Origin of the sequence: Pseudoalteromonas sp. OF5H-5 (genome assembly GCF_021530695.1) — a bacterium.
GTDB lineage: Bacteria > Pseudomonadota > Gammaproteobacteria > Enterobacterales > Alteromonadaceae > Pseudoalteromonas.
In genome coordinates this window covers 1-9,224 of the sequence record NZ_JAKGBF010000035.1, presented here as the reverse complement: position 1 = coordinate 9,224, position 9,224 = coordinate 1, and the positions used below count along the sequence as shown (strand labels likewise).

The window sequence follows — 9,224 nt, the reverse complement described above, 5'->3', positions numbered from 1 at the left end:
TTTTGAGATGTTAGCTACAAATAAAATATCTACTGTGCGGAAGTGGCGGAATTGGTAGACGCGCTGGATTTAGGTTCCAGTATCTTCGGATGTGAGAGTTCAAGTCTCTCTTTCCGCACCATGTTCTCGATTGGAACTAAAACAATCAAATTTTCGTTGGAGTATCGCCTCGACATGAAGTGGAAGCGGTAAGGCAGAGAAGAGAGAGGTTTTGATCCCTCACTCATCCACCCCCAGAATCAAATCCTGGGTTCAGCAATTTAAGTTAGATTTGAGTTTTCGTTGGAGTATCGCCAAGCGGTAAGGCAGCGGGTTTTGATCCCGCCATTCCCAGGTTCAAATCCTGGTACTCCAGCCATCTCTTTTTGAGATGTTAGCTACAAATAAAATATCTACTGTGCGGAAGTGGCGGAATTGGTAGACGCGCTGGATTTAGGTTCCAGTATCTTCGGATGTGAGAGTTCAAGTCTCTCTTTCCGCACCATGTTCTTTTAAATCAGAACTCAAAAAGATTTTATTTCGTTGGAGTATCGCCAAGCGGTAAGGCAGCGGGTTTTGATCCCGCCATTCCCAGGTTCAAATCCTGGTACTCCAGCCAATGGCTATGTAGCTCAGCTGGTTAGAGCACATCACTCATAATGATGGGGTCCCCTGTTCAAATCAGGGCATAGCCACCATTTACAAATGCGGAAGTGGCGGAATTGGTAGACGCGCTGGATTTAGGTTCCAGTATCTTCGGATGTGAGAGTTCAAGTCTCTCTTTCCGCACCATGTTCTTTCAAGTAGAACTCAAACGCTTGAACTTACCTCTATTGCTGGGTATTGCCTCGACACGAAGTGGAAGCGGTAAGGTAGCCTAACTCAAATCTGGGCTAAATAAGATTTGAACTTACCTCTATTGCTGGAGTATCGCCAAGCGGTAAGGCAGCGGGTTTTGATCCCGCCATTCCCAGGTTCAAATCCTGGTACTCCAGCCATCTCTTTTTGAGATGTTAGCTACAAATAAAATATCTACTGTGCGGAAGTGGCGGAATTGGTAGACGCGCTGGATTTAGGTTCCAGTATCTTTGGATGTGAGAGTTCAAGTCTCTCTTTCCGCACCATTTAGTAACAATCTCTTTCCTATCTATTCATTCCTAGCTCATTTTTCTAATGTTACTTTTAAACTTTCTCCATGTTAGGAAAGAAAGTGCTAAAGTCTTTATTTCTTTTATTTTCATTAATCATTTTCAGTATACTTAGCTTTGTAGAAGCGAAGGCTAGCTCAATTTGCTCTCCATCACACATAGAAATAGCACTCAAGCATTTTAGCTACTGTCAGCCCTCGGAGCAGGCAAATAAAGTTTCATTCCAAACTTTTACTAACGATACCTACTCAGTTGTGATTAACGACAACTCTTCTGAACTATCGTTAAGCTGGATAACTGGCGCTACCGCACTTGCTGGTCTACCTAACAAGTATGATTTAACACCCCTTGAGTTTATGACACGAGCTTTCAATGGTACGTTTGATATACAGAGTGAAGACATGCAGAAAGTCAGTGCTGAGCTTGGCGTTATAGACGAAGCAAATGTATTTACCGCTACTCACGGAGCAAAACATATTTTTTCTTCTATCAGACCTTCAGGGGTTCAAACTGCTTACATTTTGCAGCCCAACAGTGATTGGTTATTAAGGCTAGATGGCAAATTTGATATTAATACCTTGATGTATGTCGTCGATAAGCTAACACTGATGAGATGATCTCGGCACTAAATAACCTAAGCTTCGGATAAATAATGCCTTTCTAGCAGCTAGTTTTAGCGCTAACTGTGTTGAATTCACTTCCAATAGCCAGCTATTGGTGCGTAAATTCGCCTAGTTATCCCCAAAACTCTCTGGCTAGATAAGAAAATAATTTAATGATTTTAAAAACAATGAGCTAGCTCATTCCTTATCCAAACCTCAGGTTAAATAATGAAGCGTGCAGTAATACCAATTTATCTTAATACTTGCTCCTTCAAAAAGATCACTTAATTAAGTAAATTGGTATAACACGCTCAGTGTAGAGAACAAAGATTAAAAACCAACTCCTCCCATAGCGTGCTTTAGCACTTCTTTTTTTAACGGCCCAGCTTTATTCGCCACATTCAGCGCCAGATTTCTCAAATGCTTTAACGGTGTTACTTGATTCGAAAAGCCAAAATAACACGCATCCATCATACTCATCATCAAGAGGTTGTCTTTCCTACGCTTTGACTCGTAATGATGTAGTGCGCTGCTATCACCAATATCTTCTTTTGCCTCAATCGCTTCGGCAAGTGCCGCTACGTCTTTAAAGCCAAGATTTACTCCCTGCCCTGCTAACGGATTAATGGTATGAGCTGCATCTCCTACTAATACCACTCGTTCGCTCACGTATTGGTTAGCATGTTGCCTTGCTAAAGGAAAAACCGCCACTTCTTCAATATCAAAGTCACCGGGTAGATCAAAAAATGCAGCTTTTACTTCTTGTTTTAGCGCCTGCTTATCTAGTTGCTTAAGTAAATTGAGTTTATTGCCGTTGTCATACCAAATCAGATTGGCATACGGATACTGCATAGGTAAAAAGGCAATGGGACCTGACGGCTTAAATTGCTGCCATGTTTTTTCTTGTTGCGGCGCGTCGAGTTTAATCAGCAGCCCCATACAATGTTGCTCATATTGCCAACCAGTCACGCCTATGCCACTCATTTGTCTGACGATAGAACGGCCACCATCGGCAGCAATTAACAAATCGGCGGTAAAGGATGCTGCTTGATACTCAATCGTCACGGAATCCTCATTATGAACAATGCGCTTTGGGATCCCCTCTGGTGAAACCACTTTGATATCAAATTCCTCAAACTGTTGCCACAATGCAGCTTGAATGAGGTTATTCTCAATTAAGTGGCCTAAGTGCGAGGCGTTTAACGCTTCACAATCAAATACCAATTGTCCTGGCTTATCCTCATAGGCTTCTAACTGCTTGTAAACCGCAGCTCTGGTGCTTCTTAACACAGGCATAGCACCGAGCTCATCTAGTAACTGCTCGGAAAAGCGATTGATAGCAGAAACGCGAATGTCTACCTTATCACTTGCGAGTATTGCATCAGGTGAGATGGGAGAATGTTCAATAATGGTTACGTCAACACCTTGCTTCGCTAGCTTCACAGCACACGCCGCGCCAACCATGCCACCACCGACTATCAGAGCCTTGTTTTTCATGCCATATTCCACTTAATTGAGTCTTTGCGCATTGTAACGCATATAAAAACAGATGTTTGCTTAAAACACCCTGTATTGATCCACATTTTGAAAGTTAAAATCTATACTTGGCTAGACAAGATAGGTCATATAAAATACGCGTCCTTTAGGCATAATGATATCAATTCAGCATCGCCTGCACGAGAAACGCGTAGTGCTAAACACCGAGTTGTAAACGAGGCAATATTTAAATGAGTAAAAAACTGCATATTAAAACCTGGGGTTGTCAGATGAACGAGTATGACTCCCAGAAAATGGCGGATCTTTTGGATTCAACAAATGGCTATCAGCTTACAGAAGAAGCTGAGCAAGCTGATGTGATCCTACTCAATACTTGCTCGATTCGTGAGAAGGCACAGGAAAAAGTATTCCACCAACTTGGTCGTTGGAAACTACTAAAAGACACAAACCCCGATCTTGTTATTGGTGTTGGTGGCTGCGTAGCGTCACAAGAAGGCGACACCATTCGCCAGCGTGCTCCATTTGTTGATATCGTGTTTGGCCCACAAACATTGCACCGCCTACCAGAGATGATCAAGCAGGTGCAAAGCAAAGAAGGTGCTGTCGTTGATATTTCCTTCCCTGAAATTGAAAAATTTGACCGTCTCCCTGAGCCAAAGGCTGAAGGCCCGAGTGCATTTGTTTCAATTATGGAAGGTTGCTCTAAGTACTGTACTTTCTGTGTTGTACCGTACACGCGTGGCGAAGAAGTAAGCCGTCCTTTAGATGACGTTATCCTTGAAGTTGCTCAGCTTGCGGAGCAAGGTGTGCGTGAAGTTAACTTACTCGGTCAGAATGTAAATGCTTATCGCGGTGAAATGCACGATGGTGAAATTTGTTACTTCTCTGACTTAATTCGCTACGTTGCAGCAATTGACGGTATTGACCGCATTCGTTATACAACATCTCATCCGGTTGAATTTACACCAGATATCATTGAAGCCTATGCGGATGTGCCAGAGCTTGTTGACCATTTACACCTACCGGTACAAAGTGGTTCAGACCGTATTCTAAACCTTATGAAACGCGGTCATACTGCGCTTGAGTACAAGTCAACGATCCGCAAGCTACGTAAGATCCGTCCGAACCTAAGCATGTCTTCAGATTTCATCATTGGTTTCCCAGGCGAATCGAACGCAGACTTTGAAGCAACTATGAACCTGATTAATGATATCGGTTTTGATATGAGTTTTAGTTTCATCTACTCGGCGCGACCAGGAACACCAGCAGCCGACTTACCTGATGATGTTGCGGAATCAGAAAAGAAAGAACGCCTCTATCTTCTACAGAACCGTATCAACCAAATGGCGCAGGATATCAGCCGCAAGATGCACGATACCGAGCAGCGTATTTTGGTTGAAGGCCCATCGAAGAAAAACCCAATGGAACTGCGTGGTAGAACTGAAAATAACCGCGTTGTAAACTTCGAAGGTCCACACTCAGTGATCGGCCAATTCGTCGATGTACGTATTACTGAGGCGTTACCGAACTCGTTACGTGGTGAGCTTATCCGTACTGAAGCAGAAATGGATTTACGTCGTGACGTAAAACCGTCGGATATCTTAAATAAAGCACCACAAGAACCTGAAATTAACGAATTAGGTGTTGGTACTTTTACCCCCTAGCATTTTTAAATTGTGCGCTAGCTTCGGCTAGCGTCATTTTTATAGGAAGACATTTTGAGTAATCAGATAAAGAATATAGAAATTTACTTAGAACCCGCAGATAACCACCGCCTTTCTTCACTTTGTGGTCCGTTCGACGAAAATCTAAAACAAATAGAACGTCGCCTTGGAGTTGAAATCGCGCACCGTGACAATTGGTTTAAAGTGACCGGACAAGCGGTAACGGCAAAAGCAGCTGTGGATATTCTAAAATCTCTATATGTTGATACTCAGCCTGTGAAAGGAAAAATGACAGAAATCGAACCAGATCAGGTTCATCTGGCCATCACAGAAGCGAACGTACTTGAGCAAGACGCCCCAACCGTGTGGGACAAAGAAGTCTATATTAAGACTCGTCGCGGTGTGGTTAAGCCTCGTAACCCAAATCAGAGCCAATATGTCGCTAATATCTTAACTCACGATATTACCTTTGGTGTTGGTCCTGCGGGTACTGGTAAAACCTACCTTGCTGTTGCAGCAGCGGTTGATGCGCTGGAACGTCAAGAAATACGTCGCATCCTCCTCACTCGTCCAGCAGTTGAAGCTGGTGAAAAGCTGGGCTTCTTACCAGGTGATTTAACACAAAAAATCGACCCTTACCTTCGTCCACTTTATGACGCCCTATTCGAGATGCTTGGTTTTGAAAAAGTTGAGCGCTTAATCGAAAAAAATGTCATCGAAGTTGCACCTTTGGCGTATATGCGTGGTCGAACACTCAATGACGCGTTTATTATCTTGGACGAGAGCCAAAATACCACGACTGAACAAATGAAGATGTTTCTAACGCGGATTGGCTTTAATTCAAAAGCGGTGATCACCGGTGATATCACCCAAATCGATTTACCTCGTGGTGCGCGCTCTGGACTTCGTCATGCGATAGAAGTGCTCAATGATGTAGAAGAAATTTCATTTAACTTCTTTAAATCTCACGATGTAGTTAGACACCCTGTGGTTGCTCGTATCGTCGAAGCATACGAGAAGAAAGAAGAACAAGAGCGGCTCGCTAAAGCTGAAAAGCATCAAGCGAAACAGCAACCTTCTGAGGAATAAACCATGGACTTAATGCTAGATTTGCAATTGGCTTGTGAGTTTGAAAACTTGCCATCCGAAGCACAATTTCAATTATGGGCAGAGCATGCATTAACGCAATTTCGTGAAGAAGCGGAATTAACGATTCGCATCGCAGACGAGCACGAAAGCCAAGAGCTCAATAGCCAGTACAGGGGCAAAGACAAGCCAACCAACGTGTTGTCTTTCCCATTTGATGCGCCACCGGGAATTGAGTTGCCACTTATTGGTGATTTAATTATTTGTCCCCAAGTGGTATACCAAGAATCCATAGAGCAAGAAAAGACCTTTCATGACCACTTCGCCCATATGGTTATCCATGGTTGCTTGCATTTACTTGGATTTGACCATATAAATGAACAAGACGCGGTAGAAATGGAAACAATAGAGAAGCAAATTCTCGCTTCTTTGAATATCGCAGATCCTTACAGAGACGATTGTTAAATTAACGGAGCAGACACAACTAATGAGCGACGATAACTCGCAAAGTAGTCAGGGTTCTTCTAGCAAGACCTGGCTGGGACGCATCACACAGATGCTGCAAGGGGAACCCCAAAATAAAGAAGAACTGGCTGAAGTCATCGCTGATGCGCAAGAGCGCCAGCTGATTGACCCAGAAACCAAAGACATGATGGAAGGTGTACTCAGCGTTTCAGAGCTGAAAGTACGTGACATCATGATCCCACGTTCGCAAATGATTACACTTGATGTAGATGAGCCGCTCAGTGCCCAACTCCCTATGATGGTAGAATCTTCACACTCGCGTTTTCCTGTGATTTGTGAAGACAAAGACCACGTAGAAGGCATCTTACTTGCCAAAGATCTCTTACCTTTGATTTTGCGCGAAGAGAGCGATTTGCCAAGTATCCGCGAATATCTTCGTCCCGCTGTGGTCGTGCCTGAAAGTAAGCGTGTCGATACCCTGCTCAACGAATTCCGTCAAAAACGTTACCATATGGCTATCGTGATTGATGAATACGGCGGTGTATCTGGACTGGTAACTATCGAAGATATTCTCGAAACCATTGTTGGTGAAATCGAAGATGAACATGATGACGACGAAGAACAACAAGATATTCGTCAGCTGTCTAAACATGTTTATACCGTACAAGCACTCACGCCCTTGGATGAATTCAACGAGTTCTTCAAAACCAACTACGACACCCAAGAAGCCGATACCATTGGCGGTATTATTCTTCATGCATTTGGCCATATGCCAAGCCGTGGTGAAACTATAGACATAGATCCCCTTCAGTTTAAGGTAACTAACTCCGATAACCGGAGGATCTTACAAATTCAAGTAAGTGTACCTAAATCTGAACATGTTGAAGACTCTAGTATCTAACCTGAGTAATCTCGCAAAAGATAAGTTTGCATGGCTGGCACTCATTTCTGGCTGTGCGCTTACTTTTGCTTATTCCCCTTTTGGTTTTTGGCCTATCGCGTTTGTCAGCTTGATTATAGCGACTTGGCTTACCGATAAACCCTGTCCAAAGCTCGCGGCTAAGTATGGCTTCTTATTTGGCTTTGGCTGGTTTGCCCTTGGCATAAGCTGGGTGCATGTCTCTATCGCTGAATTTGGTGGTTTACCCTTACCTGTCTCAGTGCTGTTGATGGCATTACTATGTGCTTATCTTGCCATCTACCCGACATTGGCATTTGCTTTTGCTAGCTACTTTACTCGCACACCTTGGCAACGGGTGCTGGCACTTGTTGCGGGGTTTGCCATTACTGAGTGGCTGCGAGGCCACATGCTCACAGGTTTCCCTTGGCTTAGCTTTGGTTATACGTTAACTGACTCGCCTCTGGGCAGTTTAGCCCCTTGGATCGGTGAATTTGGCTTAACGTTGCTAGTTATTCTAGCGATAACAAGCCTTTACTATCTACTTAAACAACGTGCGATTTATCTCACCATAGTCAGCTTTGCCGGCATTGCCGGTCTATACAGTGTGCCAATCATTCAAGGCCCACTAAAATACTCTGGAGATGAAATCACCACCTTACTTGTACAAGGTAATATCAAGCAGAGTCTGCGCTGGGAGCCTGAGCAATTTTGGCCTACCATGTCTAAATATCGAGATATGACCAGACCTAACTGGCAAGGCGTTGATTTAGTGGTGTGGCCGGAAGCCGCTATTCCTGAATTTGAAGATATCGCCTATCCATTTTTAGAAGGGCTGGACAAAGCCGCCGCGTTTAATGGCACGGCGCTGATAACGGGCATTCCCGATTATCAGTTTGATACCAGAACCGCGTACAACACGCTGATCACGCTTGGTAAAAAGGAAAAAGAAGACAGCGAAGGGCAATATCACTATCTGCACAAAAACCGCTACCAGAAGCACCAATTGTTGCCTATTGGTGAGTTTGTGCCATTCGAAGACCTATTGCGTCCTATTGCGCCTCTTTTTAACTTAGCGATGTCGTCATTTACTCGAGGTGATGCGGTACAACCAAACCTACTTGCGAACGGTTTGCATGTGTTACCCGCTATTTGTTACGAAATTGCATTTAGCGAGCTTGTCAGAGGTAACTTTACCTCTGAGTCAGATATTCTTTTTACTGTGAGCAACGACGCTTGGTTTGGAGATTCCCACGGCCCGCATCAGCATATGCAGATCGCTCGCATGCGTGCCTTAGAATTACAGCGCCCATTAATTCGAGTAACGAATAATGGTATCACTGGTGTTTACGATCCGCTTAGCAAAGTTCAGCATGTCATTCCACAATTCGAAGCCAATATACTGAAAAGTGATGTAAAACTAATTAGTGGAGTGAGCTGGTATGCAGAGCATGGTAATCGCCCCATCTGGTTTATTGTCACTTTTATTATGCTGATACTCACCGCTGCAAAGGTAAAGCCCATAGTGCTTAAGCGATTTGAACGCAACTTTTTGTAGTTGCGGTGTTGTACCTGTCGCGATGTAAAATCGCTCCTACACGTAATATATAACCTCTGGTGGGAGCCGCTTTACGCGGCGATATCTAATGCCATATCGCGATGTGAAATCACTCCTACACACAATATATAACTCTGGTAGGAGCCGCTTTACGCGGCGAGCTTTTGTGCCATATCGCGATGTGAAATCGCTCCTACACGTAATATATAACGTCTCGTAGGAGCCGCTTTACGCGGCGATATCTAATGCCATATCGCGATGTGAAATCACTCCTACACATAATATATAACGTCTCGTAGGAGCCGCTTTACGCGGCGATATCTAATG

At 43.9% G+C, this 9,224-nt stretch carries 7 protein-coding genes and 8 tRNA genes; 14 read left to right on the top strand and 1 reads right to left on the bottom strand.

What is annotated here, in order from left to right; genetic code table 11:
• Window positions 1–36 precede the first annotated feature (36 nt).
• The 9 genes from L1271_RS24290 to L1271_RS24250 all read left to right on the top strand — a co-directional run bounded on the left by L1271_RS24290 (window position 37) and on the right by L1271_RS24250 (window position 1,744).
• A tRNA-Leu gene (locus tag L1271_RS24290) sits at window positions 37–121 on the top strand.
• A 162-nt stretch (window positions 122–283) separates the two neighbouring features.
• Window positions 284–358 (top strand) — tRNA-Gln (locus L1271_RS24285).
• 41 nt (window positions 359–399) lie between these two features.
• Window positions 400–484: transfer RNA gene (locus L1271_RS24280), tRNA-Leu, on the top strand.
• Window positions 485–523: 39 nt separating this feature from the next.
• Window positions 524–598, top strand: a tRNA-Gln gene (locus L1271_RS24275).
• A gap of 2 nt (window positions 599–600) precedes the next feature.
• A tRNA-Met gene (locus tag L1271_RS24270) sits at window positions 601–677 on the top strand.
• Between the two features lie 9 nt (window positions 678–686).
• Window positions 687–771: transfer RNA gene (locus tag L1271_RS24265), tRNA-Leu, on the top strand.
• 131 nt (window positions 772–902) lie between these two features.
• Window positions 903–977: transfer RNA gene (locus L1271_RS24260), tRNA-Gln, on the top strand.
• 41 nt (window positions 978–1,018) lie between these two features.
• A tRNA-Leu gene (locus L1271_RS24255) sits at window positions 1,019–1,103 on the top strand.
• 86 nt (window positions 1,104–1,189) lie between these two features.
• Window positions 1,190–1,744: a hypothetical protein gene (locus L1271_RS24250; RefSeq protein WP_235369008.1), complete on the top strand. Its 555-nt coding sequence runs from the start codon at window positions 1,190–1,192 to the stop codon at window positions 1,742–1,744.
• 315 nt (window positions 1,745–2,059) lie between these two features.
• Here the strand turns inward: L1271_RS24250 and L1271_RS24245 are convergent, their stop codons facing one another.
• Window positions 2,060–3,226, bottom strand: a complete 1,167-nt coding sequence (locus L1271_RS24245; RefSeq protein ID WP_235369007.1) for an FAD-dependent oxidoreductase — start codon at window positions 3,224–3,226, stop codon at window positions 2,060–2,062.
• 230 nt (window positions 3,227–3,456) lie between these two features.
• Here L1271_RS24245 and miaB point away from each other — a divergent pair, with 230 nt between their 5' ends.
• The 5 genes from miaB to lnt are packed head-to-tail and all read left to right on the top strand — an operon-like array spanning window position 3,457 to window position 8,897.
• On the top strand, window positions 3,457–4,890 hold the full coding sequence (gene miaB / locus L1271_RS24240) for a tRNA (N6-isopentenyl adenosine(37)-C2)-methylthiotransferase MiaB (RefSeq protein WP_010607359.1): 1,434 nt from the start codon (window positions 3,457–3,459) through the stop codon (window positions 4,888–4,890).
• A gap of 54 nt (window positions 4,891–4,944) precedes the next feature.
• Window positions 4,945–5,979 carry a PhoH family protein gene (locus L1271_RS24235; RefSeq protein ID WP_010370423.1) on the top strand — a complete coding sequence of 345 codons (1,035 nt, stop codon included), beginning with the start codon at window positions 4,945–4,947 and terminating at the stop codon, window positions 5,977–5,979.
• A 3-nt stretch (window positions 5,980–5,982) separates the two neighbouring features.
• Window positions 5,983–6,441 (top strand): rRNA maturation RNase YbeY, encoded by a 459-nt coding sequence (gene ybeY, locus L1271_RS24230; protein WP_010370421.1) that lies wholly within the window; start codon window positions 5,983–5,985, stop codon window positions 6,439–6,441.
• 22 nt (window positions 6,442–6,463) lie between these two features.
• Complete coding sequence (gene corC / locus L1271_RS24225) at window positions 6,464–7,342, top strand: CNNM family magnesium/cobalt transport protein CorC (RefSeq protein ID WP_010370418.1); 879 nt, start codon at window positions 6,464–6,466, stop codon at window positions 7,340–7,342.
• Complete coding sequence (gene lnt / locus L1271_RS24220) at window positions 7,320–8,897, top strand: apolipoprotein N-acyltransferase (RefSeq protein ID WP_235369006.1); 1,578 nt, start codon at window positions 7,320–7,322, stop codon at window positions 8,895–8,897. Before corC ends, lnt begins: the two co-directional genes overlap by 23 nt.
• Window positions 8,898–9,224: the final 327 nt, after the last annotated feature.